Genomic DNA, 23,140 nt, shown 5'->3' with positions numbered 1-23,140 from the left:
GCTTGCCGGTTCCCGCTTCCACTCCGCCCGAGGCCTGGCTGGCCGCCGGCTTCTTCCTCCTCGTCTCGCTCGCCATCTATGGCGCGCAGGTGCGCCGGGTGATGCGCGATGGCGGCAAGGTGCTGGTCGATGAACTCGGCCTGCCCGAGCTGCTCATGACGTTCGTCTTCGCCGGCTTCTTCGCCATGCTCACGGTATCCGCCTTCCAACGCCACGGAGGACAGGAGCCGCCGGCGAACATTGATGCCTTGCTGCCCAGCTCGCTGCTCCTCCTCATTTTTGTAGCCGGTATCTCGGGGTTCATGCGCTTCCGCGGTCTGAACCTGCTCCGCACCTTCGGTCTCAATCGTGTCGGGCCGCTCGCCGTATTGGGCTGGGCGGTCGGATTGATCTTCGCGGCCTTTCCTCTGCAGGTCGTCGCTCAGGCCATCACGCTCTTCGCGACGCACGGCAACGTCGAACCCCAGCCTCTCGTGGATCTCTTCAATAAAGTGGCCCGGCAGCACGACTTTTCGGCGATGAGCAAGATCCTCGTCTCCGCCGTCATCGTCGCGCCGATTTGCGAGGAGTTTCTCTTTCGCGGTTTTTTTTACGGCGTCTGGAAACGCTATATCGGTCCGTGGGGCGCCGGCCTTCTCGCCTGTTTGCTGTTCGCTGCGTTTCACGCCCATCTCCCCTCCTTCGCCGGCCTCTTCATTCTCGCCGTGTGTCTCAACATCGCCTACGAGCGCACCGGTTCCTTGGTCGTGCCCATTGTCATGCACGCGCTTTTCAATCTCACCAGCCTGCTCGTCATTTACGCCCAGGCGCAGCCCACCGCCGCGCCGTGAAGTCCCCCCGCCGGGCACCACAAACTGCTCCCGCTTCCCTCGCCGATTGGGGTGAGGATCGTCTCGTCGCCGCCCTCACGCAGGGGCTGCCGCTGGATGCGCAGGTGCTCGTCGGCGCGGGCGATGATTGCGCGGTCATCGGCCGTCCGCGGGACCAGCGCTGGCAGCTCTTGAAGACGGATGCCGTCGTCGAGGGCGTGCACTTTCTCGCCGCGGAAGATCCCCAACGCGTCGGCTGGAAAGCGCTCTGCCGCGCGATCAGCGACATCGCCGCGATGGGCGGCACGCCCGCTCATGCGCTCATCACACTCGCCGCGCCGGCCACGACGCCGGTCGCCCGCGTGCAAGCCCTCTACGCCGGCTTGTGCAAAGCCGCGCGGAAATATGGCGTGGCTATCGCCGGCGGTGAAACGTCGCGTTCGCCCGGCCCGCTCTTCCTCAGCATCGCCCTCACCGGCTGGGTCGAGCGCAAGCATTGCGTGCTCCGCTCCGGCGGGCGTCCCGGCGATTACCTTTACGTCACCGGCCGGCTCGGCGGCTCCCTGGCCGGCAAGCATCTCGACTTTCACCCACGCCTCGACGAAGCGCGCTGGCTGGTCTCCCATTTCAAGCCCCGCGCCATGATGGACCTCAGCGATGGCCTCGCCGCCGACTTGCCCCGCCTCGCCGCCGCGAGTCGTTGCAGCCACGTCATCCAGGAAGACCGCATCCCCCTCAATCCCGGCTGCACAACAGCCCAAGCGATGGCGGACGGTGAAGATTTTGAACTCCTCTTCGCCCTCGCCCCGCGCTCCGCCACTGCCTTGGAAGCCGCTTGGAAAAAGCGTTTCCCGCGCCTCCCGCTCACCCGCATCGGCCATCTCCTTCATCCTTCCTCCTTCACCCTTCATCCTTCGCCCCGTGGCTACGACCATTTCGCACAGCGCTGAAGAAACCATGGCCCACGGCCGCGCGCTGGGCGCCACGCTGCAACGTGGCGACGTCGTCGCGCTCTGCGGCGATCTCGGCGCGGGCAAGACTCATTTTGTCAAGGGCGTCGCCGCCGCCCTCGGCGCGGACGCCGCCGTGACCAGCCCCACCTTCACACTCATCCACGAGTACCTCGGCGGGCGGCTGCCGCTCTATCACTTCGATTTTTACCGGCTCGAGGACGAAGATGAGGCGCTGAAGATCGGTCTCGACGAGTACCTCGACGGCGATGGTGTCTGCGTCATCGAATGGGCGGACAAATTCCCCACCTTGCTTCCCGCGCATACCTGGTGGTTCCGCTTCACCCATCGTCCCGACGGCGCGCGCGCCATCGAGTACTCCGCATGATCACGCTGGCCATCGATACCTCCGCCACGGACGGTAGCGTCGCGCTGCTCGCCGACGGCGCGTTGCTCTTCGATGAGCGCTTCACCGCCGACCGCAGCCACAGTGCATCCCTTTTCGTGACTCTCGAGAAAGTGCGGGCGCTGGCCGATCACGTCGATTGCATCGCCATTGGTCTCGGGCCAGGCTCCTACGCGGGCGTGCGCATTTCCATCGCCGCGGCTCTCGGGTTGCGGTTCGCGCTGGGGGCAAAACTGGTCGGCATCCCCTCGGTCGCGGCGCTCGATACCGCGGCGCGGGATTACCTCGCCATCGGGGATGCGCGCCGCGAGAGCTTCTACTTCTCGCGCATCGAACAAGGCGTCTGCATCGAAGGACCGCTGCTCGCCACCGAAGCCGAACTCACCGAGCGCCTGACCGCTGCTGGCGCGCTACCCGTCTACGCCACCGCGGCGGTGCCGCAGTTCCCCGCCGCCCAAGTCGTCCTTCCCTCCGCCGTCCTCCTCGCACATCTCGCCGCTGCCGGTCGCGGCATTACTGCCACCGACGATCTCGAGCCGATCTACCTGCGCGAGCCGCACATCACGCAGCCGAAATCGCGCCCGGGTATTCCACCTCGCCCGTAAGCCGCAGATTGTCGCCGAGCGGGGTGTAAACCGGGTTGCGAATGATCGCGGATTCCGCGGTCGAGCCGGCGCCGCGCCCGCCCACGGCGACAGTCGGTCCGCCGCAGAGCAAGGGCGCCAGATAGAAGTTCACCCGCTGTACCAAGTGACGATCGAAAGCTTCTCCCAACACTTCGCCGCCACCTTCAATCAGCACGCTCGTGACCTGGCGCTTTCCCAGATCGCGCAGCACGGCGCGCAGCGATTTTCCGCGATAGACCAACGTGCGTTCGCGATGCTCATCCGCGAAGAGATGCGCGTCCTTCGGCAATTTCCCGCTGCGCGTCACCACGATGCGCCACGGTTGCCGCGCCCCGCGCACGCCGCGCACCGTGAGGCGCGGGTTGTCGCAGCGCAGGGTCTCGGCCCCGATCAGGATGGCATCCACTTGCGCGCGGAGGCGATGCGCGTCGGCCCGCGCGGCCGCGTTCGTGAGCCATTGGCCTTCGCCCGGCGGACGCGTGAGCCGGCCATCGAGCGACATGCCCGCCTTCGCAATGACCAGTGGCATCTTCGTCACGATCCAATGATTAAACGCCACATTCAACGCCCGGCATTCTGCTTCCAGCACTTCCGTCGTCACCTGAATTCCCGCCGCGCGCAGCAGCTTCACCCCGCGCCCGGCATGGTCGGGATTCGGGTCGATCGTCCCGATCACCACCCGCGCAAATCCCGCCGCGATAATGGCCCCCACACAAGGCGGCGTGCGGCCATGCGTCGAGCATGGCTCCAGCGTCACATAGATCGTCGCGCCGCTCGCCAGCCCCGGTTTCTTCAAGGCCCGGATCGCCTCGATCTCCGCATGGGGCAACCCGGCGCGACGATGAAACCCGCGCGCGATGATGCGCCCGCCACGCACGATCACGGCGCCGACCGCAGGGTTTGGGCTCGTGTGGCCCAGCCCGCGGCGCGCCTCAGCCAGGGCGGCCCGCATGTGTTTTTCGTCGTGCATGCTGTTAGATTAGAACTTGCGCACACTCGTTTGAACCCGGAACTTCACGCCGTGTCACTCACCCTCCGGGAGAAGCAGAGACTTTATCACAGCCTGGCGCAGCTCGTCCGTCCCGGTATTCCCTTCCCTTCCGCGCTGGACAAGCTCGCTCCCTCCGCGCGGGGCGATGCCCGCCGGCTGATCGAAGCCGCCCGCAAATCGCTGCACAGCGGACACACGGTGGGTGAGGCCTTTGCGGCCCAACCGTCGATCGTCACTCCGCTGGAGATTGCCGTCATCTCCGCGGTGGAAAAGAGCGGCCACCTCGAGCGCGGCTTGAGCGAGCTCTCGGAATACTTCGGCTCGCTGCATCAAGCCCGCGTCAAAATCCGCGACCGCTGCGCCTATCCGATATTCCTGCTGCATTTCGGCATCCTCGTCCTGAACGTGCCCACGATGGTGCTGAAGGATGCCCATCAGTATTGGCACGATGTCGGGACGGCCTTCTTCTTTTTTTACGGCGCCATCCTCATCGTAGCTCTCGCCACGCCGCTGCTCCGCGATGGGGCCGAGGGCATCGCGGCGCTGGATCGGCTGCTGATTTCCATCCCGCTGCTCGGCAACATTCGACGCGCCTTCGCGCTCTCCCGCTTCTGCACGGTCTACGGCATGCAACTCGACGCCGGCATCAATGTGATCGACTCGGTCCAGTCCGCCGGGCGATCCAGTCTTAGCGGCTTGGTGCGGTCCGCTGTCGATTCCGCGCTGCCGCGGATCCGCGCTGGCTCGCAAGTCGGCCCCCTGCTCGCCGCCAGCGATGCCTTTCCAACCGACCTGACGCAGGCCCTCATCGTCGGGGAAGAGACGGGTTCTCTCGATGACGAACTGCGGCGCATGGCCAGGGAGTTTCGTGACCGGGCGCTCTCCGCGCTGGAGCGATTTGCCGATTGGCTGCCCAAGGTCATCTATGTCGCGATCGTCATGTACTTGGGTTGGAAGATGCTCGGTCTGATTCAAACGACCATCGTTCCCTACTATCGGGCTGGGCTGGGGGAATAGCGCCATATCGACGCAACTCAGTAGTTTCATTGCGGGCACTATATGGGACATAGTGGCTCTTAATCTGGAGCGAACCCACCAGAGATTAATTTTCTTAAAATGTTTACCGCAAACTACTTATGATATTTTAATCCACCCAAATAGCGAGTGGCACCTCCCAAGCTGGATAGAGAAGGTGAAGAAACCAAAACCAACTTCACCTGAACCATATGAGCATTATCCGTTATCAACTCCCTCAACTCTCCCGCTGGTCGTCGTTCGACCGCTTCTCCTCGCTGCGCGATGAAGTGAACCGTCTGTTCGAACTCCCGCGACAGAGCCGCGATCGCAGCCCCTTCAGTGGCTGGACTCCGGCCCTCGATGTCTTTGACGAAAAGGACAACCTGGTCGTCACGGTCGAGCTGCCTGGCCTGAAGAAAGACGAGATCAACCTGTCGCTCCACGACGGCATCCTCACCATCTCCGGCGAGCGCAAGCGCGAGACCGAGAAGAAGGAAGGCGAGACCTTCCGCAGCGAGCGCTACTTCGGCAAGTTCCAGCGCAGCGTCACCCTGCCCGCCACCGTCGACTCCAGCAAGGTCAACGCCTCCTACAAGGACGGCATCCTGGCGGTGACGCTCCCCAAGGCCGAGGAAGCCAAGCCGAAACAAATCGCGATCAGCCTTTCCTAAGAAACACGAAGAATTGATCCGCTTTCAGGCGGGTTGCCATGGCCCGCCGGAAACAAACCACAAACCACATCCACCACCTTTCAAAAAACTATGAACACCACCTTGAACAAACCTGCTTCTGAATCCTGCGCCACGCCAAACGGCGCCAACCGCGCGAGCTATGTCACCCCGCTGGCCAATGTCCTCGAAACCAAGGACGGCTACGTCCTCGAAGCCGAGCTGCCCGGCGTGGGCAAAGATGGCGTCGAGCTCACCGTCGAGAACGGGGAACTCACCATCGTCGGCCGCCGCGCTGTCGTCGAAAACCGCGGCCGCGAAGTCTATCGCGAGTCCCGCGTCCGCGACTTCCGCCGCACGTTCGAGCTCGATCCTTCGATCGATGCCACGAACATCACGGCCAAGGTCGATCAAGGCGTCCTGAGGCTCCATCTGCCGAAGGCAGAGGCCCTCAAGCCGCGCAAGATCACCGTCGGCTAAAGCCGCCGGCCGGGCAAGTTGAACCCGGCTTCGGCAAACATTTGGTTTCGGTAACCCACGACCTCGTGGCCGCGCGCCACGAGGTCGTGCTTTCTGGCGGTGAGGAGTAGTCTATGGATCGACCCGCACCCACAAATGTCCGACGGCGCTCTCACCGCGTTCATTGGTGTGCTCGACCTTCACGATGTAGTCACCCGCCTTGGCGAACGCGTGTTGAGTGATCGCGTAGCCGTCCTTGGCGAGCGCTTTGGCATTGCCGTCGGACTGCACATTCACCATCGGCGAGCCATCGCCGAAGTTCCACGTCTCGCCGCCGCGATCGCGGAAAGTGCGGACTTTGAAAGTGATGTTGTCACCCGGCTTGAGGTTCATGGTGGGTGAGAAACTCGGGTGAATGGCCGGCGGGATGTTCTTCTCGTCTTCGCCGATCACCTGCACGATGGCGAAGTCGTAGCTGGCGTGCCCGCTATCATCCGTCACCTTCACCACTTCGCTGTAGGAGCCCGGCCTGGCATAGGTGCGCTCGAGGTTCGCGCCACTGGCCTTGCTGCCGTCGGTGAAAGTCCAGTCGTAGCCGGCGATCTTGCCCGAGGCCGCCCAGGACTTGGAGGCATCAAGCGTGGTCTTTTCACCCACGCGAATAAAGCGATGCGGACGCGCCACGGCGATCAGGGCGGGCTTTTGCTCGCGGAGATATGCCTCCCACACGAATGCATACGCCTCCTGCGTACCCCACGCGCCGGACGGCTGGCGGCTCTTGATGCCAAAGTGCAGGTGCGACCATCCGCCGCTCGCACCTTCCTTGCCGAGGATGCCGATGCGCTGGCCCATCTTCACCCGTGTGCCCTTCCGGATCTCCGGATCGATGGTGTGCAAATGGCTGTAACGATAGAACCAGCCGCGATCATCCAGCACATACACCACATCGTAACGCGGCCGCACCGGTGTTGCCTCGAAGTCCGGTAGCGTGCTGTTCGAGACGCTCACCACGAGGCCGTCTGTCGCCGCGACCACTTCGACCAGTCCCTCGCAGCCGCCGAAATCGAGGTCGTTATGATAGTAGATCTTCTTCCGGTCCGGCTTGTCGCCGCCATCGACATACGTCGGCTCGTTCGAGAACTGCGTCATCGTCGCGAACCAGCGCTGTTTCAGCGGATAGACAAACGTGCCCGGCTCCACCCACGGCGAGCCCGCCGGCCACAAGCGCAGGCGCGCATCCTTCAAAAGCCCCCACGAGTCCTCGGTGCTGTTCGCCTTGTAGCCGCGCGTGATCGGACAATCGATCTGCACGCCGCCGACGGTTTGCGGAAGGTTGTAGTTCGCGCTCGTGAGCCACGCGTGTTTGCCATTCACCTCCACTTCCACTTTCGCCTCGCGCACCGCCTTGCTCATGGAATCGACCGCTTCCTGGACGTCGAGCAGCTTCACGACCGCCGTACTCCCATCCGCCAAAGTTACTGCCGTCGATTCGCCGATCTTCAAGTCCACCGCGCGCAAGGTGGGTGCCATGGTCGGCGCAGGAATCTCGGCTTGAACCCCGCTGGCAACGACGAGCGCGGCTACGATTATCGGGAGAAAGAAGGCGATCTTCATGCGGTTCTCATTCGTCGCTCCCCTTCTTTCCCTTCTCACCAGGCAGGCGCCGGCCCGTGGCCTTCGCCCAGCGCGCGTAGGCCTCGCTCAATTCCTTCACGAGCTCCGGCTTCTCATCCGCGAGATTGCGCAATTCCGTACGGTCCGCCTCGATGTCGTAAAGCTCCCATTTCAGCGGACGGCTGAGCGTGTCCCACACCAGCTTCCATTGGTCATGGCGGATCGCGCAATTGCCCGCCCACTCCCAGCACAATTCCGCGGGAGCCGGGCGCGTGCCGCCCCGCAGGATTGGCACGAGACTCTGGCCCTCGAGTGGTTTGGTCTTTTCACCGTTAATCTCCGCGAGCGGCGGCGCGCCGGCCAGCTCGAGGCAGGTCGGCAGTACATCGATGATATGCGCGAGCTGTCCGGTCATCGTCCCGGCTTTCACTTGGCCCGGCCAGCGCGCGATGAAGGGCGTGCTGATGCCACCCTCGTTGACCCAGCTCTTGTAACGCCGGAAGGGCGTATTCTGCGCCCAGCCCCAGCCGGGACCCACGGCGGTATAGGTGCTCACGATGCCGGGCTGCTGCGTGTCGTCCCGTCCGCCGGGTTCCTCGGTGCAGCCGCCGTTGTCGGAGAGAAAGAGCACCAGCGTGTCCTTCGCGATGCCAAGCTCGTCGAGCTTCTTCAAGACGCGGCCGATGTTTTGATCCATGCGATCGATCATGGCGGCGTAAGTCGCCATGCGCAGGTCCTCCCAATCCTGGTTCGCCTTCGCAAAATCATACGACTGCGAATCCGTTGGCGAGAGCGCATACTTGGAATCAACCACCCCCATCGCGATCTGCCGCGCGTAACGCTGGCGGCGCAATTCCTCCCAGCCCATCTTGTATTGGCCGCGATACTTCGCGATGTCCTCCGGCCACGCCTGCAGCGGGTAGTGCGGCGCATTGAACGCGAGATGGATGAAGAACGGTTTCCCCGTTTTCGCGAAGCGCTCGATCGTCTCGATGGTGTGCGAGGTGAAATAATCCGTCGTGTAAAAGTCCTTCGGGAACTCGGTGATCAGTTGGTCATTATGGCCGAACGTGCGCACCTTCCCGCCCTTGAAGGCCGGATCCGGTTGCGCGGGATTGAAGTAGTTCACCGCGCCGTCCATCAGCCCGTAGTATTCGTCGAATCCGCGATCGAACGGCCGCTGCGGCGCCTTGTTGCCGAGGTGCCATTTGCCACTCATCCCCGTCTGGTAGCCCGCCGCGCGCATCGTCTCGCCGATGGTCGGGATACCACGCGGGATCGAGTTGCCGTTGTTGCGCGGATACATTCCAGAGAGCAGGCAGGCGCGCGTGCTCGTGCACTTCGCGTTGTTGTAGAACTGCGTGAAGCGCAGGCCTTCATCCGCCAGCCGCTGCAGGTTCGGCGTGTGAATCTCTCCGCCGTACGGGCTGATGTCCGAGAAGCCCATGTCATCGGCCATCATGAGGATGATGTTGGGCGGGTGCGCTGCATCCGCCGCCGGCAACTCAGTGGCGATGACCAAAAGAAACGCGGCGAGGAGGGTCGTTTTCATGAAGGGGGAAGGTGCGGCGCAAGAACACCGATGCTCCCCGGTAGTTTCAATTGTTTTTGCGCAGGAGGATAAGCAGTGATTCCTTGCGGATTGACGCAATCACGGAAATGAAGCAAATTCCTTGCATGGTTTATTCTTCCACGCTCACTTCGAAAAACCAAACCACCCTGCCTAAGGCCGTGGTGGCGTTGCTCAAGGCGAAGCCCTCTTCGATTCTCGCTTACGAAGTGCTGGAAAATGGTGCGGTCCTGTTGACGGCCAAGTCCGCGACCTTCAAGGACATTGCCGATAGCTTTCCCAAGAAGAAGCCCGCGAAGCCGGTGAAGGTGGAAGACATGAAAAAGGCCATGGCCAGCGGCGCCGCCCGGCGCTTCAAGCGAGCGGGGCGATGATCGGGCTGGATACCAATGTGCTGGTCCGGTATCTCGCGCAGGACGACGAGGAGCAGTTGCGGCAGGTGCTCGCGCTCTTGCTGAAGAAGGGCGCGATGTTTTTCGTTCCCGATCTGGTGCTCGTCGAAACGGATTGGGTCCTGAGCTCGCTCTACCAATGGACGCCCGACGAAATCGCCGAGGCCTTCGCCCGCCTGCTCACTGTCCAAAACCTCGCTTTCGAAAACGAAGGGCGCATCCGCGGCGCTTTGCGCGCCCTGCGGGACGGTGCGGATCTGTCGGACGAATTGATCGTGGATCGCTGCCGTGAGGCGGGCTGCAAGTCCGTAGCCACCTTCGATCGAGAAATGACGAAGCGCCATCGGGGCTACGCCGTGACCCCTCGGTAGCGCGCTGCTCTTTCGCGCCGCTCGGCGCTTGCCGAAGACGCGATTTCCGCGCCAGTTAAAGGTGTGCAGCTTCATTGGTCCATCGTCTGGGTCGGCTATCTCCTCACGTTGGGAGTGATTCCGCACATCTTCCTGCGCAACAAGCCGCCGGTCTCCACGCTCGCCTGGATCTGGGCCGTCATTCTTTTTCCCTACGTCGGGCCGCTCTTCTACTTCGTCTTCGGCACCGAGCGCATCGAGCGCAAGAAGCTGCGCGCCCGCCGGGAAATGGCCGCCTCCGGCGTACGCGCGGAACGCCGCATTACGGCCTTCACCCGCGCCTTGGTGGAATCGCTGCCCGACGACGAACGGGCCGATGTTGAGCTCCTCTCGCAAATCAACGAGCTGGCTGTCTCCTCCGTCGAATCGACCCGCCTGCTCATCGGCGGCGCGCAATTCTTTCCCGCGCTCTGCCAGCGCATCGACGAAGCCCGCGAACACGTTCACATCGAGTTCTTCATCTGGCGCGACGACCCGCGCGGGCAGGAGCTGCGCGAACATCTTGTGGCCGCCGCCGGGCGCGGGGTGGAAGTGCGCGTACTTCTCGACCAGATCGGCAGCTTCGGCCTGCGGCGTTCTTTCTTCGACCCGCTCGTCCAGGCCGGCGGCAAGTTCGCGTGGTATCGCACGGCCCATCCGCTGCGCAATCGCTGGACCTTCAACCTGCGCAACCATCGCAAGCTCCAGATCATCGATGGCCACATTGCTTTCGTGGGCGGCATGAACATGGCCCGGGAATATGCCGGCGAGGATCCCGCCATCGGCCCGTGGCGCGACATCCAGATCGAGCTCACGGGCGGCGCGGCCAAGCGCTTGCAGATGGCTTTTGCCGACGATTGGTTTTTCGCCACCGAGGAGAAGCTGCTCGACCGGCGCTACTATCCCGCCCCGTCGGTCACGCAGCGCCTGCTCGTGCAATCCATGCCCGACGGGCCCGACTCGCCGGACGACCCGATCCAGATGTCGCTCGTCCATATGCTGAACACCGCGCGCCGCCGCGTGTGGCTCACCGCCGGTTATTTCGTGCCGAAGGAGCCGCTGCTCACCGCGCTTGAGCTCGCGGCCGCCCGCGGCGTCGATGTCCGCTTGCTCATCTCCGGGAAATCCGATCATCCGCTGCTCATCTATGTCGGCCGCTCCTACTATGAGGAGTTGCTGCGCTTCGGCGTGAAGATCTTCGAGTACGAAAAAGGCATCAACCACGCCAAGGTCACGCTCATCGACGACCACTGGCTCATGGTCGGCTCGGCCAATTTCGACATCCGCTCCATGCGGCTGAATTTCGAGTTGAACGTCCTCGTGCGCGACCCTGAACGCGCCGCCGAACTCGAGTCCGTCCTCCGCCAGGACTTCGATCAGGATTCCCGGCCGATCCTCTACGAGGAATTCCTCCAGCGCCCGTGGCAGCAGCGCTGGAAGGAAAGCGTCCTGCGCCCGCTCGCGCCGCTCTTGTAACGCTGCCCGCAAAGCCATCCGTTCCATTGGGTGACGCCGGCGACCGGAAAAAATTGGGCCACGATTAGGCACGATTGGACACGATCAGGCTCGATTGACACTGGCGCACGGCCTTGGAGCAGCCGGGCGATTGGGCCATTTCGGGTTGGATTATCCATGGGTGCGATTGGGTGCGATTCGCTGCGATTTCCTCTGTAACGGAGAGTCGGAGAACGCCACAGTTTTTGTCGGGCAGTAAACAGTCGATCCCGACTCCAGTCGTCTCCACGAACCCATATTTGAGCGAATATAACCCGTGTCATCTTCTAATTTTAGCGCTCATGTCGATGTCGTCAAGAGAAATCGCCTCTAAGTCGATTCGGCGGACGAAGCTCAGCTTCGAAGACAAGGGCGTTCCGAAGTGCAACTTCGGAACGAGGATGAAGGACGAAAGGCTTTCCTTTCCGCCCCGACGGACTACAATCCCAGTGTGAGCACGATTCAGGAAATCGAAGCAGCCATTCCCCGACTTTCCCGCGCCGAGGTCGAGCAATTGCGAGTTTGGATCGAGGATTACCTGGAGGAGGCATTCGAACTCACGGATGACGTGAAAGCGAAGTTGGATCAATCGCGGGCGGAAATTGCGGATGGCCAGTGCACCACCCGACAGCCCGTCTAGCAGGTGCCGGGCGCGCTCCAAATTTGGTCGCACACGTATTCGCGCGCGTTTGACGCGCTCCCTGCTGCGGTGCGGAATGCGGTGCAAAGCAAGGTGGACGAAATGGGGGCTCGTCTCCAAAACTATCCCCATTCGCGGCTCCAGGGCCGCAGCGAATGCAAGCTCCGCGTCGGAGACTACCGGGTGCTTTACGAGTTCGACGTGAATCTCGGGCGCCTCTATCTGCACTACGTCGGCAATCGCCGGGAGATTTACAAGCACCCCTGAATAAATCGCCCGCCAGCAGTATCGGCGGACGAAGCTCAGCTTCAAAGACAAGGGCGTTCCGAAATCGAGTCTATCCCGTTAATTTCGACTTCTCATCGCCGATGCCAACCTGTGCTTCCGCTGCACACTCTGCAAGCGCGCCGAGCATAGATGCGTGCTCCGGAAGGGGCTCATCTCTAAACGAGCCTAGGTAGCGATTGATGGCTTTGAATTGCGGTGCGACCGTCGCAATCAGCTTTTGTCGTGTCCGACTGGACGCTTTCGAAAGGCGCTCGTTCCGCTCATCGTCATCGCTGATACCCCATTTGGTAATAAGTGAAATAAGGCTATGAAACTCGGCGGGAAGCTGTCGCAAATCGACTTTCGCTTCCTGGCTCTCAGGGAGCTCCGCCAGAATGGCCTTGAGGATAGAGACTATCTGCACGAGATGCTCAAAACTGTACCGCCGCAGATAGAGCGCAGCTTGGCCATTTCGGATATGCAAGCTCTCCAGCCCGGTAAGACGAAGTTCGCGGACGCGTTCCAGGATCGAAAGACGACCCAATAATGGAGGCGCATCTTGCGACATCGAGCCAGACTCGAGAAATACAGGAACCCCAAAAGTTGTAGAAAGTGTGTTGCTTTGCGCGAAAGAGGCGTGGAGACGGGGTTTGCAGCCGAACGAGCAAAGGATATTTCCGCCGAACGGTGCATCTACGTCGATCACGATGAACTCAGCGTTCACCCTCAACGTGAAGCGCATGCCGTTTTCCGTGTACCGCAGTTGCCGCACAAAGCGATCCGGTGGCGGGGGCGGAAGCGGTTTTATTAAGGCTTCTCTCCAGTCCAACACTGAACGAGCGACTTGTGGGTCGTGAAGGTTAGTGGCACTGCTCCGTTTCTTCTTAAGCCGTCCGAAATTGGCCAGCAACTCAAGGTTGCGTTCAAGACCTTCCTTCTGATCTGTATTTGGCATGCGAGATAGCTAAGAGCCTAATCCGCGTGGCGGACGGCCTTGATGTGGATCTGGGGGGTGACGGTACCCTGCCATTCGTTGCGCTCGATTTGGAAGGCGACGTCCCAGGGGAGGCGTGGCAGTTCCTGGGCGGCGGAATTGAACCAGACGGCGCGGTACTCGTCGCCGGCCTGGCGGAGGATGAGGGAGAGGTGTTTCTCCTTCATCACGCGGGGTTCACCGGCGAGGGTGACGCCGCGGGCGGCGAAGAGGGGCTGCGGGTTGCCCATACCGAAGGGTTGCAAGGACTCGTGCTCGTCGAGCAGGTCGTAATCGATTTCGCCGAGGGTGAGCTCGGCATCGACGTGCAGGCGCGGCTGCAATTGTTCGTCGGTGAGGATCTCGCGCGCACAGGCGCAGAAGGCCTGCCGGAATTCGGCGAAGCGGGCTTCACGCAAGGTCATGCCCGCGGCCATTTCGTGGCCGCCGTGCTTTTCCAAATAATCCGCGCAACGATCCAGCGCCGCGACCAGCGAAAGGCCCTGGATGCTGCGTCCGCTGCCCTTGCCGGTGCCCGATTCATCGAAGCCCACGACGAAGGTGGGACGATGATGGCGCTTCTGCAAACGCGACGCGACGATGCCCACGACCCCCGGATGCCAGCCAGCGGCGCCGACGACAATGGCCGCATCGCGTGCGGCGTCGAACCATTCCACGAGCTGCGCTTCGGCTTGCTGGAAGACGGCCTCCTCGACCGTGCGCCGCTCGCGGTTCTGCACGTCGAGGTTCGCGGCCAGGGTACGCGCGCGGCCGGCATCGTCGGTGAGGAGAAGTTCGAGCGCGTCTTGGGCGGTGCCGAGGCGTCCCGCGGCATTCAAGCGCGGGGCGAGGCCGAAGCCGATATTGCCCGGACTGAATGGCGCATTCAATCCGCTCACCTCGACCAGTGCGCGCAAGCCAATCCATTTCGATTGCGCGAGTTGCACCAGCCCGCGGCGCACGAAGACGCGGTTCTCGCCCCGCAGCGGCACCAGGTCCGCCACGCTGCCGAGCGCGACGAGATCGAGACAATCGCGCAGGTCGAAGCTTTCCGTGGGGCGCTGCTTGAGCAGGGCGTGGGCGACTTTGAAGACGATGCCCACGCTGCACAGGTAGTGAAAGTCGTCGCCCAGCTTGGGATTCACCAGTGCCACGCACGCGGGCAGCGCTTCCTTGCACTCGTGGTGATCGAGCACGATGACATCGATGCCTTGCACCTTCAGCGCCGCGATCTCCGCGACCGAGGAGGTGCCGCAATCGACCGCGATGACGAGTTGCGGCGCATGCTCGCTCACGCAACGCGCCACGCCATCGGGGCTCAGGCCGTAACCTTCATCGGCCCGCAAGGGCAGGAAACAAGCGGGTTCCGCGCCCATGGCCCGGAGCAGCCGCGTAAGCAGGGTGAGCGAAGTCACGCCGTCCACGTCGTAGTCGCCGTAGAGCACGATGCGCTCGCGACGGTCGATCGCGGCAAGAATCCGCTCCACCGCAACGGCCATGTTGGGCAGCAGAAATGGATCGCGTAGCGACTTCAGCCGCGGCTCGAGAAACTGGGCCGCGTCGTCCGCCGAACTCATACCGCGCCGCAGCAGCAATTCCGCGGCAAACCGCGCTACACCCGCCTCGCCGGCGAACCGCCGCACTTCGCCCGCTTCGATCGGTGAGGGAAAAATCCAGCGGGTCATGGCTGCTCCACGGCCTCTTCTTCGTTCCTCGCCACCATGTTCAGGCAGCGCGTGATCAGCGCCGTCCACCCAGTCTGATGGGTCGCGCCGAGGCCGCGCCCCGACTCACCGCAGAAGTGCTCGTGGAAGAGGATGAGATCCTTCCAATGCGGATCGTTGGCATAGCGCGGGTCGTCGCCGAAGCACGGGCGGCGCCCGTTCTCATCGGGCAAAAACAGGTTCGTCAGCCGGCGTGCGATCTCACGGGCAATTTGCTTCAAGTTCATCAGGTTGCCGGAACCCGTGGGGAACTCGAGCTGCAGGTCATCGCCCCAATAATGGTGATAGCGCTCCAGCGCCTCGATCAGCAGATAATTCATCGGCATCCAGATCGGCCCGCGCCAGTTCGAATTGCCGCCGAACATCCCCGTGCGCGATTCCGCCGGCTCGTAATCGATGCTGTACTCCGAGCCGTCGATGCGCAGGTGATACGGCTTTTCGTAATAAGTGCGGGAGAGCGAGCGGATGCCATTGGGCGCGAGGAATTCGTTTTCATCGAAAACGTATTTCAGCACGCGTTCCAGCCGTTCGCGTGTCGGGATGGCCAGCAGCCGGCGCACGCTCGTGCCATCGGCCGTGTGCGTTTTTCGATAGGAGATATTTTGCGCGAGATCGAAGCGGTACTTCACAAACCATTTCAGCCGCCGGGAAAAGCCGGGTAACTGATCGATCGTCTCCTGGTCGAGAATTTCCACGGCGAACAACGGCAGCAGGCCGACGAGCGAACGCACCCGCAGCGGCACGGTGCGCCGGCCTTCGATGAGCAATTGGTCGTAGTAGAAGCCGTCCGTTTCGTCCCACAGCCCGCCTTCGCCCACGTCGTTCATCGCATCGATGATCTCCACCATGTGCTCGAGGAATTTCGACGCGATGTCCTCGTAGGAGGGATTGGTGCGCGCCAGCTCGAGCGCGATGGATAGCATGGTGCCGCAATAGAAGGCCATCCACGCCGTGCCATCGGCCTGCGCGAGCGACTGGCCGGAGGGCAGCGGCTTGGAGCGATCGAAAAGCCCGATGTTATCGAGCCCGAGGAAGCCGCCGGCGAAGATATGTTTGCCCTGCACGTCCTTGCGGTTCACCCACCAGGTGAAATTGATGAGCAGCTTTTGAAATGCGCGCTCGAGAAATCCGGTGTCGCGCTGGCCGGCCGCGCCGCTGATTTTGTAAACGCGCCAGCAGGCCCAGGCGTGCACCGGCGGATTCACGTCGCGCAGGTTCCACTCGTAGGCGGGCAGGGCTCCGCTGGGGTGCATGTACCATTCGCGGAGAAAGAGCAGGAGCTGCTGCTTGGCAAAGTGCGGATCGATCCGCGACATGGGGATCATGTGAAACGCGAGGTCCCACGCCGCGTACCACGGGTATTCCCATTTGTCCGGCATCGAGATGACATCGGCATTGAAGAGGTGGCGCCAGTCGTGATTGCGCCCGAGAAGCCGCTGTGCCGGCGGCGGGGGCATATTCGGATCGCCCGCGAGCCAGTCCTTCACGACGTAATGGTAGAACTGCTTCGACCACAACAGCCCGGCGTAGGCCTGGCGCATCACCCGGCGCTGCTCCGGGCTGAGCGCCCGCGAGCACTTGGCCTCGTAGAAGGCATCGGCTTCGGCCTGGCGCGTGGCGAAGATTCCCTCGAAATCCCCGAAGGGGATCGTGGGCCAGTCGTGCGACGCGGCGAGGCGGAAACGCAGGACGACTTCGCCGCCCGCCGGAATGGTGAGCGTGTAATGGGGTGCGGCCTTCGTGCCGAACCCGTGTGGATTTACCGCCGCGCTGTCGCCCTGCACCACCGCCGCGTGAAACGCGTCCTTCACATAGGGCGACAAATTCGGCGAGCCGAAAAGCCGCTCGTTGTTCGTCTCGTTTTCCGTGAAGAGCCATGGCGCCGCGGTCTCGGCGGCGAAACGAAAGGAGCGCAAGGTCTCGTGCTGCAGGGTGAGCAAATGCTCGTCGAGTTGGGAGATGCGCGGCTTGAGCGTGCAATACTCATGCGTGCAGCCCCACACCCACGTGTTGCGAAACCACACCGTGGGCAGCACGTGCAGCGGCGCGGCTTCCGGCCCGCGATTGGCCAGCGTGATGCGGATGAGGAGGTCGTCGGGATCGATCTTCGCGTACTCGGCGATGACGTCGAAGTAGCGCGACTCGTCGAAAATGCCCGTGTCCTCGATCTCGAATTCGCGTTCCTCTTTCGAGCGCCGCGCGTTTTCCTCGACGAGCCGGGCGTAGGGAAATTCCGCCTGCGGATATTTGTAGAGCGCGCGCATGTAGGAATGCGTGGGCGTGGAATCCAGGTAGTGCCAGACCTCCTTGGGATCTTCGCCGTGGTTGCCTTCGGGATTCGTGAGCCCGAAGAGGCGCTCCTTCAAAATGGGATCGCGCCCATTCCACAGCGCGAGGGCGAAGCACAGCCGGGATTCGCGGTCGCTGATACCGAGGAGGCCATCCTCGCCCCAGCGATAGGCGCGGCTGCGCGCGTGGTCGTGCGGGAAATAGTTCCACGCATCGCCGTTCGCCGAATAATCCTCCCGGACCGTGCCCCACTGGCGCTCCGCGAGATACGGACCCCAGCGTTTCCAGTTCTTTTTGCGCGCCGCGTCCTCCTCGAGTCGCTGGTGTTCCGGGGTAAGGTGGGCAGACATTCGCCTTACGCTGAGGCATCCCCGCCCCCGGCGTCAAATTGTGACGCGCGCATGGTCTTTTAAAAAAATGGCGGATCGCCCGATTCGCGAATGCTTCAGGAAATAGATTGTGTTCTTATGAACATATAATTAAACTATCCACCCATGAGCCCTCCCACCAAGAATTCCCACTTCCGCGGCATCTATACCGTTCTGTATCGGGCGCCGGATATTACCCAGGCCAAGGCTTGGTATGCTGCTGTCCTCGGCATCGAACCCTATTTCGACCAACCGTTTTATGTCGGCTTCAATGTCAGCGGCTATGAACTCGGTCTCCATCCAGAGATGGCGGAAGGATCCGGCAGTTCGGTGGCCTACTGGGGTGTGGCCGATGCCCAAGCCTCCATGGCGCGCCTGCTTTCTCTCGGTGCCAGGGAACATTCCGCCGTAGTCGAGGTCGGCGATGGCATCAAGGTGGGGACGGTCTTCGATCCTTTCGACAATATTTTCGGCGTGATCGAGAATCCGCATTTCGCGCTTCCGGCCTGACGGCAGCATCGCGCGGGGGCGGCGCCCGCAGAAAGCCCCGGGGGTGGTCACTGACGGGATTCTGATCGTGGGATACGGTGTGACGTCGCGAGTTGCGTGGAGACTCGTGGGCCGGTATCACCATGGTGAAAAAGGAACTTATTCATGACACCTCTCCAGCGTCGCAACCTTCGGGTTTATCTTCAGTACCGCGAGCGGTCCATGACGGTCCTCGGACTGTTCCGCGCCAACTTGCCCATCTATTTCTATCTATTGTTTTTCTTTGGGTTTGTCGGGGCGCTGTTTTATTGCGCGGGCGGCTGGAGAGTCACCAGCTACCTGGCGGTCGCCTTGGTAACGATGCTGGCGCGCGACATCGGCTACTTTCGGCGCGCGACGAGGATCTGGCCGGTCCTGCGGCAGGTTCTGGACTGGCAGAAGGTAGAACAGCTCGCCTCCTCTGAAGAATCCGTGAAATAGCGGCTTTCGGGGGGATCAGGCTCCCGAAAGATTTTTCGAAAATCTTTGTCCTGGGGCGTCACAAGGGGGCGGGCTTTTGACAAGAACGGAGTATGAATGCCAATCTCACCCGGATCTACTTCCACCTCGTTTGCATCATCCGCCGCCCTTCCAAGTGGCGCTTCTTTGCGGCCGGCATCGGTCGTGAATTGGTCCTCCTCGCGCAGCCGCTGACTCTGGCCAGAGCTTGACCGGCCTCTGTAAAACGCCCGCGGTTCAATTGGCCGGTTTGGGCCGGTCATCCAGGGAGGAATCCCGGATGCTGTAGTCTTTTGGCTTGGGTTTGCGAGGTTCTGCGGGGACGGCGTTTTCGGGGCGAAAGGGGTGCAGCGGGACGGCAATCGGGGTCGGACCCACACTGGGGGTAGACCGATCCAGTGGCGGGTCGCTGGGAAGCGTAATCTGGGGGGCGATCGGCTTCTCCACCGGCGCGGTTTTCGGGCTCGTCGCTTCCACTGTCGGAGTCCTTTCCACCGGCACAGCCCTGGGAATGGCAGGCTCTTCGGAAGCCGCCGGTTTCCGGTGCTCCGGCCAGAAGAAGAGGAGGGCCGCCAGGAGCAGCATCACGGCGGCGCCGGCCAACAGGGCGACGTTTTGCCGGGGAGCCATGGGGGCAACCACCACCTTCACCCGCGCGGGGAGCGCCAGGGCGACGGTGACGTTATCGCCCTTCGGGCCGTTGCGCTCGACGGCGCGCTCCACGGCTTGCTCCAACGATCCGGTGACCCCGGCGCGCTCCGCGTAGACCAGGGCCGCCATCTCTTCGGGTGTGGTGCGCTCCCAGAAGCCATCGGTGCACAGCAGGAAACCGTCGTCGGGGGTGATCTCGGCGTCGCCCGTGGAGGGCGACACGAACTCTTCCCCGCCGAGGGACTGGAGAAGCGTGTTCTGGTCGGGGTGCGAGCCCATGTCCTCCTCCTTCACGGCACCGCGCTGGACCATCATCTCGAGCAGCGAATGGTCCTCGGTGCGCTCGACCAGTTCGCCGGCGCGGAAGTGGTAAAGCCGGCTGTCGCCCGAGTGCACCCACCAGGCGTGCGTGGGCGTGAGATACATCGCGACGATCGTGGTCCGCGGGGAAATGCCCAGCTTGGCGCCTTCGCTATTGATGTGCTCGTGTGCCACCTGGCAGAGCATCGCGAGATCCTCCGCCGGCTTGGCCAGGTTCCCCTTGCGCTCTTCCCACAGCTCCGACGCCATCTCCGTGGCCTTCTGCGAAGCGATGCGGCCGCCGCTGCGCCCACCCACGCCATCGCCCACCACGAGCAACGCCGTGCCCTGCACATCGTTGTGCAGGCAGATGCCGGAGTCCTGCTGTTCGGCGCGGGGGCCTTGCGACGCGTTTAGCAAGAACCGGGGACCGTCATGGGAAGCGGACTGACTCATTGAATCTGCGGCAGCGGAAGAAGCTTTGAGGCGGCGATATTTGGAACGAGACAGCCGTCAATATGGACTGGATTCGCTGGGTTGGTCGAGCGTGGCCTCAAAATTTAATTCCAGAATTTAACATAGTTGCAACACACTCATCATGAACATGTTGCAAGTGTAACTCCACCTTCGAATCAGGCTTTCGCGCAAAAATCTGCGCCGGGTTGAGTCACAGGCGCGGCGGTTTTCTTAACAGCCATGTGAAGAACAAAAAAAGACACACGCCCATGAATTTCCTTTCCGACACCCTGGCCCCGCGCACGAGCGGCAACCTCGCCTCTCTGCTGGACGAACGCTCCTTCTCCACCGAGGCGGACGCAAACGCCGAGCGCCTTCAGGAGCTTGGCACACAGGTCGCCAAGATGGCCCACGACCTGAACAACCTCCTCTCCCCGATCCTCATGTCGCTGGAAATCTTCCGCCCGCATCTCGGGGACGCCAGCCACCTCGTCCTGCTCGACATCGCCAAGAAGAGCACCCTGCGCGCGGCGGATCTCGTGAAGCAAGTCCTCGCCTTTTCCCGCGGCGCGGACACCGAGCGCAGCGAGATCGACCCCAGCGCGCTCATCCGGGAGATCGGCGACTTCACTCAGGCCACCTTCCCCGGCTCCATCGGTATCCGCGTCGAAGCCCCGGAAGCCCTGCCCCGCATCACCGGCAGCCCCACGCAATTGCACCGCGCCTTGCTCAATCTCTCGGTGAACGCCCGCGACGCCATGCCCGAAGGCGGCACCCTCACCCTCCGGGCGAGCACCGCCAACACCAAGACCGGCCGCTACGTCCTCTTCGAGGTCACCGACTCCGGCAGCGGCATCCCAGAGCGGATCCGCGAGAAAATCTTCGACCCCTTCTTCACCACCAAGGCCCCCGGCAAGGGCACCGGCCTCGGCCTCGCCTCGGTGCGCACCATCGTGGAAAGCCACGACGGCGTACTCAGCCTCCAGACCGAACTCGGCAAGGGCACCACCTTTCACCTCCTCATCCCGGTCGCGGAATCCGCTACCACAAACACCGCCGCCAATACTGAGTTACGTATTGTCGCGGCCTAGGAATCATGGCAAACTCAATACCTACCGATCCACGCGTCATGATCGCCACTGAACATCGCCTTGCGCTACCCGCAGGCTATCAGCTCGGAAAATACCGCTTCAAGGGGGTGCTCGGCGCCGGCGGCTTCGGCATCACTTACCTGGCGGATGACCACACCCTGGGCCGCCGCGTCGCGATCAAGGAATTGCTGCCGAACGAGATCGCCACGCGCCTCGATGGCACCACGGTGATCGCGAAGACGAAGAGCGAAGAAGGCAACCTCGCCTGGGCACGCGAACGCTTCCTGGAAGAAGGCCGCGCGCTCGCCGCGTGCGAGCACCCGAACGTCGTCCACGTCTACGAAATGATCGAGGCCAACGGCACGGCCTACATGGTCACCAAGTACGAGGACGGCCGCAGCCTCGCCGAATGGTTCACCAATCTCGGCCGCCGGCCCGATGAAGCCGAGTTGCGTGGCCTGCTCGACCCACTGCTCTCCGGCCTCGACAAGGTGCACCGCGCCGGCTTCCTCCACCGCGACATCAAGCCCGAGAACATTTATATCACCGACGATGGCCGTCCGCTGCTGCTCGACTTCGGCAGCGCCCGCCAGGCGGTCACCGGGTCCAAGCTGCTCACCAGCATCGTCACCATCGGCTACGCGCCTTTCGAGCAATACTACGAGGACGGCAAACAGGGGGCATGGTCCGACATCTACGCGCTGGCCGGCGTGATGTATCGCGGCATCCATGGCGAAAAGCCGCCCGAGGCCACGCGCCGCATCAAGAACGACACCTGCGTCACTCTGGCGAAGAAGTACGCCGGGCAATACACCGCGCAATTTCTCAACGCCATCGACAAGGCGCTGGCCGTCGAGCACAAGGACCGTCCGCAATCGGTCATGATCTGGCGCGGTCTACTCGGCAAGGGCGCCGTCGCCGCGCAGCCGGATATGCTGGCCGTCTCGCCGCACGAAGCCTGGATGGAGCGCCTGCGGCAGGTAGCGACGATCGTGTTCGATCATCCGCGGACCACCGCGAGCGTGGCGGCGGTGGGCGTATTGTTTTGCGGGTGGGCGATTTGGAAAGCGGTATCGCCGACCCCCACGCCCAATGCCTATCCAGAGCCAAAGCCCACCCTCACGGCCGAAGTGACCCCGCCGCCCAGCTTCAAGTCCGACGGCACCTCTTCTTCCGGTCCCCTCAGCATCAGCACGCCGGTGCCCTCGACACCGCAGGCCTTGGTCGTCGGCCCCACGCCCAGCAAGAACCCTGGAGTGGACAATTGGATACCCAACTTCACGCCCGGTCCGGCCGCCGGCCCGATCGTCGACCCGAAGCTGGTCGGCACCTGGACGACCAAGGTCACGGGACCCAGTGGATTCGTGGTCATGCGCTGGGAACAACTGGAAGACGGGCGCTACTCGCTGAGCCGCGCCGGCAGCACGATCGACACGGGCACCTTGAGCTGTCAGGGCGGAGTCATGCACCAGATTTCCGCCGTCACGCACGCCACTTTCGATACCCCTTACGAATTCAAGTCCACCAAACTGCAGACGACCGGCGCGAACGACCCCAGCCCAGTGCTGTGGACACGGGTGACCGGGAGCACCGGCTCGAAGTCGGGCAACACCAGCAGCCGTTCCAAGGGCAGCGGCGAAGGATCGTCGCATTCGGGTTCCGGTTCCGGTTCGACCGACTGGCAAAGGTACATCCCGCGGAATGCGCCCAGCCACGGCATCCCGCACCTGCCGTTTTGAGAAGGCGTCGAAAAGCCCGTCATCCTGAGCTTGCGAAGGACCTCTGAAATCGCTCTGGCATCTGTCACGTAGCTGTCATCACGATCATCGCGTAACCTTCCGACTGCACTGGTGAGGAAAGGCAGATATCAGAGGTGCTTCGCAAGCTCAGCATGACGGCGCGTTTTTTCGACCGCCCCGCCCGCCCCCATGTGACACAAAGTACCATTGGCACCCGCCCGCCCCTTGCGCTAAGGTCGCCACCCTTTCCGCTACAGCCCATGAAAACGA

The 23,140-nt window shown here is 62.7% G+C and carries 24 protein-coding genes; 17 read left to right on the top strand and 7 right to left on the bottom strand.

Going from position 1 to position 23,140, the window contains the following annotated elements:
* Positions 1-2: 2 nt before the first annotated feature.
* Genes ABJF10_RS07585 through tsaB form a run of 4 tightly spaced genes read left to right on the top strand, consistent with a single transcriptional unit; the run spans position 3 to position 2,770 of the window.
* Positions 3-830, top strand: coding sequence for a CPBP family intramembrane glutamic endopeptidase (locus tag ABJF10_RS07585; protein WP_348543935.1), 828 nt, complete (start codon positions 3-5; stop codon positions 828-830).
* The gene (locus ABJF10_RS07580; RefSeq protein WP_348543934.1) at positions 827-1,759 is read left to right on the top strand and encodes a thiamine-phosphate kinase; all 933 of its coding nucleotides are present in this window, start codon (positions 827-829) and stop codon (positions 1,757-1,759) included. Before ABJF10_RS07585 ends, ABJF10_RS07580 begins: the two co-directional genes overlap by 4 nt.
* Positions 1,731-2,147, top strand: a complete 417-nt coding sequence (gene tsaE / locus ABJF10_RS07575; RefSeq protein ID WP_348543933.1) for a tRNA (adenosine(37)-N6)-threonylcarbamoyltransferase complex ATPase subunit type 1 TsaE — start codon at positions 1,731-1,733, stop codon at positions 2,145-2,147. The genes ABJF10_RS07580 and tsaE overlap by 29 nt, the downstream gene beginning before the upstream one ends.
* Positions 2,144-2,770: a tRNA (adenosine(37)-N6)-threonylcarbamoyltransferase complex dimerization subunit type 1 TsaB gene (gene tsaB / locus ABJF10_RS07570; protein ID WP_348543932.1), complete on the top strand. Its 627-nt coding sequence runs from the start codon at positions 2,144-2,146 to the stop codon at positions 2,768-2,770. The genes tsaE and tsaB overlap by 4 nt, the downstream gene beginning before the upstream one ends.
* Here the strand turns inward: tsaB and ribD are convergent.
* Positions 2,727-3,761 (bottom strand): bifunctional diaminohydroxyphosphoribosylaminopyrimidine deaminase/5-amino-6-(5-phosphoribosylamino)uracil reductase RibD, encoded by a 1,035-nt coding sequence (gene ribD, locus ABJF10_RS07565; protein ID WP_348543931.1) that lies wholly within the window; start codon positions 3,759-3,761, stop codon positions 2,727-2,729. The two genes, tsaB and ribD, sit on opposite strands and share 44 nt — an antisense overlap.
* A gap of 51 nt (positions 3,762-3,812) precedes the next feature.
* Here ribD and ABJF10_RS07560 point away from each other — a divergent pair, with 51 nt between their 5' ends.
* The 3 genes from ABJF10_RS07560 (at position 3,813) to ABJF10_RS07550 (ending at position 5,947) form a co-directional block, all read left to right on the top strand.
* Entirely contained in the window at positions 3,813-4,799 is a 987-nt protein-coding gene (locus tag ABJF10_RS07560) for a type II secretion system F family protein (protein WP_348543930.1), read from the top strand.
* Positions 4,800-5,008: 209 nt separating this feature from the next.
* Positions 5,009-5,470, top strand: a complete 462-nt coding sequence (locus ABJF10_RS07555) for an Hsp20/alpha crystallin family protein (protein ID WP_348543928.1) — start codon at positions 5,009-5,011, stop codon at positions 5,468-5,470.
* Between the two features lie 90 nt (positions 5,471-5,560).
* Positions 5,561-5,947 carry an Hsp20/alpha crystallin family protein gene (locus tag ABJF10_RS07550; RefSeq protein ID WP_348543927.1) on the top strand — a complete coding sequence of 129 codons (387 nt, stop codon included), beginning with the start codon at positions 5,561-5,563 and terminating at the stop codon, positions 5,945-5,947.
* Between the two features lie 111 nt (positions 5,948-6,058).
* On the opposite strand, the gene ABJF10_RS07545 is transcribed toward ABJF10_RS07550, so the two are convergent.
* On the bottom strand, positions 6,059-7,540 hold the full coding sequence (locus ABJF10_RS07545; protein WP_348543926.1) for a PKD domain-containing protein: 1,482 nt from the start codon (positions 7,538-7,540) through the stop codon (positions 6,059-6,061).
* 7 nt (positions 7,541-7,547) lie between these two features.
* Entirely contained in the window at positions 7,548-9,092 is a 1,545-nt protein-coding gene (locus ABJF10_RS07540; RefSeq protein WP_348543925.1) for an arylsulfatase, read from the bottom strand.
* 107 nt (positions 9,093-9,199) lie between these two features.
* Between ABJF10_RS07540 and ABJF10_RS07535 the strand changes: the two genes are divergently transcribed.
* From ABJF10_RS07535 to ABJF10_RS07515, 5 genes are all read left to right on the top strand, one after another.
* The gene (locus tag ABJF10_RS07535; RefSeq protein ID WP_348543924.1) at positions 9,200-9,484 is read left to right on the top strand and encodes a hypothetical protein; all 285 of its coding nucleotides are present in this window, start codon (positions 9,200-9,202) and stop codon (positions 9,482-9,484) included.
* A complete protein-coding gene (locus ABJF10_RS07530; protein WP_348543923.1) occupies positions 9,481-9,873 on the top strand; it encodes a type II toxin-antitoxin system VapC family toxin in 393 nt (130 codons plus the stop codon). Before ABJF10_RS07535 ends, ABJF10_RS07530 begins: the two co-directional genes overlap by 4 nt.
* A gap of 63 nt (positions 9,874-9,936) precedes the next feature.
* Positions 9,937-11,367 (top strand): cardiolipin synthase, encoded by a 1,431-nt coding sequence (gene cls / locus ABJF10_RS07525; protein WP_348543922.1) that lies wholly within the window; start codon positions 9,937-9,939, stop codon positions 11,365-11,367.
* A gap of 400 nt (positions 11,368-11,767) precedes the next feature.
* On the top strand, positions 11,768-12,025 hold the full coding sequence (locus ABJF10_RS07520; RefSeq protein ID WP_348543921.1) for a hypothetical protein: 258 nt from the start codon (positions 11,768-11,770) through the stop codon (positions 12,023-12,025).
* A 102-nt stretch (positions 12,026-12,127) separates the two neighbouring features.
* Positions 12,128-12,292: a hypothetical protein gene (locus tag ABJF10_RS07515; protein ID WP_348543920.1), complete on the top strand. Its 165-nt coding sequence runs from the start codon at positions 12,128-12,130 to the stop codon at positions 12,290-12,292.
* A gap of 70 nt (positions 12,293-12,362) precedes the next feature.
* Here ABJF10_RS07515 and ABJF10_RS07510 read toward each other — a convergent pair whose 3' ends face one another.
* Genes ABJF10_RS07510 through ABJF10_RS07500 form a run of 3 tightly spaced genes read right to left on the bottom strand, consistent with a single transcriptional unit; the run spans position 12,363 to position 17,628 of the window.
* A complete protein-coding gene (locus ABJF10_RS07510; RefSeq protein ID WP_348543919.1) occupies positions 12,363-13,247 on the bottom strand; it encodes a hypothetical protein in 885 nt (294 codons plus the stop codon).
* Positions 13,248-13,264: 17 nt separating this feature from the next.
* Positions 13,265-14,950, bottom strand: coding sequence for a single-stranded-DNA-specific exonuclease RecJ (recJ, locus tag ABJF10_RS07505; protein WP_348543918.1), 1,686 nt, complete (start codon positions 14,948-14,950; stop codon positions 13,265-13,267).
* Positions 14,947-17,628: a glucosidase gene (locus ABJF10_RS07500; protein WP_348543917.1), complete on the bottom strand. Its 2,682-nt coding sequence runs from the start codon at positions 17,626-17,628 to the stop codon at positions 14,947-14,949. The genes recJ and ABJF10_RS07500 overlap by 4 nt, the downstream gene beginning before the upstream one ends.
* A 144-nt stretch (positions 17,629-17,772) precedes the next feature.
* Here ABJF10_RS07500 and ABJF10_RS07495 point away from each other — a divergent pair, with 144 nt between their 5' ends.
* The 3 genes from ABJF10_RS07495 to ABJF10_RS07485 all read left to right on the top strand — a co-directional run bounded on the left by ABJF10_RS07495 (position 17,773) and on the right by ABJF10_RS07485 (position 18,845).
* On the top strand, positions 17,773-18,156 hold the full coding sequence (locus ABJF10_RS07495) for a VOC family protein (RefSeq protein ID WP_348543916.1): 384 nt from the start codon (positions 17,773-17,775) through the stop codon (positions 18,154-18,156).
* Between the two features lie 144 nt (positions 18,157-18,300).
* Positions 18,301-18,615: a hypothetical protein gene (locus ABJF10_RS07490; protein WP_348543915.1), complete on the top strand. Its 315-nt coding sequence runs from the start codon at positions 18,301-18,303 to the stop codon at positions 18,613-18,615.
* A gap of 92 nt (positions 18,616-18,707) precedes the next feature.
* Positions 18,708-18,845 (top strand): hypothetical protein, encoded by a 138-nt coding sequence (locus tag ABJF10_RS07485; protein ID WP_348543914.1) that lies wholly within the window; start codon positions 18,708-18,710, stop codon positions 18,843-18,845.
* 25 nt (positions 18,846-18,870) lie between these two features.
* Here ABJF10_RS07485 and ABJF10_RS07480 read toward each other — a convergent pair whose 3' ends face one another.
* Positions 18,871-20,040, bottom strand: a complete 1,170-nt coding sequence (locus ABJF10_RS07480; protein WP_348543913.1) for a protein phosphatase 2C domain-containing protein — start codon at positions 20,038-20,040, stop codon at positions 18,871-18,873.
* Positions 20,041-20,309: 269 nt separating this feature from the next.
* On the opposite strand from ABJF10_RS07480, the gene ABJF10_RS07475 reads away from it, so the two are divergent.
* Positions 20,310-21,131: an ATP-binding protein gene (locus ABJF10_RS07475; RefSeq protein WP_348543912.1), complete on the top strand. Its 822-nt coding sequence runs from the start codon at positions 20,310-20,312 to the stop codon at positions 21,129-21,131.
* Between the two features lie 38 nt (positions 21,132-21,169).
* Positions 21,170-22,870, top strand: coding sequence for a protein kinase (locus ABJF10_RS07470; RefSeq protein WP_348543911.1), 1,701 nt, complete (start codon positions 21,170-21,172; stop codon positions 22,868-22,870).
* Positions 22,871-23,140 lie beyond the last annotated feature (270 nt).

The organism is Chthoniobacter sp. (genome assembly GCF_040003245.1).
Taxonomy (GTDB): domain Bacteria; phylum Verrucomicrobiota; class Verrucomicrobiia; order Chthoniobacterales; family Chthoniobacteraceae; genus Chthoniobacter.
Note: the sequence above shows the minus strand (reverse complement) of the source record. Positions and strands in the feature narration are given on the sequence as shown.

Coding starts and splice junctions, on each gene's coding strand:
- ABJF10_RS07550 (WP_348543927.1), top strand. CDS start 5,561: ATGAACACCACCTTGAACAAACCTGCTTCTGAATCCTGCGCCACGCCA.
- ABJF10_RS07495 (WP_348543916.1), top strand. CDS start 17,773: ATGAGCCCTCCCACCAAGAATTCCCACTTCCGCGGCATCTATACCGTT.
- tsaB (WP_348543932.1), top strand. CDS start 2,144: ATGATCACGCTGGCCATCGATACCTCCGCCACGGACGGTAGCGTCGCG.
- ABJF10_RS07555 (WP_348543928.1), top strand. CDS start 5,009: ATGAGCATTATCCGTTATCAACTCCCTCAACTCTCCCGCTGGTCGTCG.
- ABJF10_RS07515 (WP_348543920.1), top strand. CDS start 12,128: ATGGGGGCTCGTCTCCAAAACTATCCCCATTCGCGGCTCCAGGGCCGC.
- ABJF10_RS07545 (WP_348543926.1), bottom strand. CDS start 7,540: ATGAAGATCGCCTTCTTTCTCCCGATAATCGTAGCCGCGCTCGTCGTT.
- ABJF10_RS07480 (WP_348543913.1), bottom strand. CDS start 20,040: ATGAGTCAGTCCGCTTCCCATGACGGTCCCCGGTTCTTGCTAAACGCG.
- ribD (WP_348543931.1), bottom strand. CDS start 3,761: ATGCACGACGAAAAACACATGCGGGCCGCCCTGGCTGAGGCGCGCCGC.
- ABJF10_RS07540 (WP_348543925.1), bottom strand. CDS start 9,092: ATGAAAACGACCCTCCTCGCCGCGTTTCTTTTGGTCATCGCCACTGAG.
- ABJF10_RS07475 (WP_348543912.1), top strand. CDS start 20,310: ATGAATTTCCTTTCCGACACCCTGGCCCCGCGCACGAGCGGCAACCTC.
- ABJF10_RS07530 (WP_348543923.1), top strand. CDS start 9,481: ATGATCGGGCTGGATACCAATGTGCTGGTCCGGTATCTCGCGCAGGAC.
- ABJF10_RS07490 (WP_348543915.1), top strand. CDS start 18,301: ATGACACCTCTCCAGCGTCGCAACCTTCGGGTTTATCTTCAGTACCGC.
- ABJF10_RS07485 (WP_348543914.1), top strand. CDS start 18,708: ATGAATGCCAATCTCACCCGGATCTACTTCCACCTCGTTTGCATCATC.
- ABJF10_RS07535 (WP_348543924.1), top strand. CDS start 9,200: ATGAAGCAAATTCCTTGCATGGTTTATTCTTCCACGCTCACTTCGAAA.
- ABJF10_RS07510 (WP_348543919.1), bottom strand. CDS start 13,247: ATGCCAAATACAGATCAGAAGGAAGGTCTTGAACGCAACCTTGAGTTG.
- ABJF10_RS07500 (WP_348543917.1), bottom strand. CDS start 17,628: ATGTCTGCCCACCTTACCCCGGAACACCAGCGACTCGAGGAGGACGCG.
- ABJF10_RS07470 (WP_348543911.1), top strand. CDS start 21,170: ATGATCGCCACTGAACATCGCCTTGCGCTACCCGCAGGCTATCAGCTC.
- recJ (WP_348543918.1), bottom strand. CDS start 14,950: ATGACCCGCTGGATTTTTCCCTCACCGATCGAAGCGGGCGAAGTGCGG.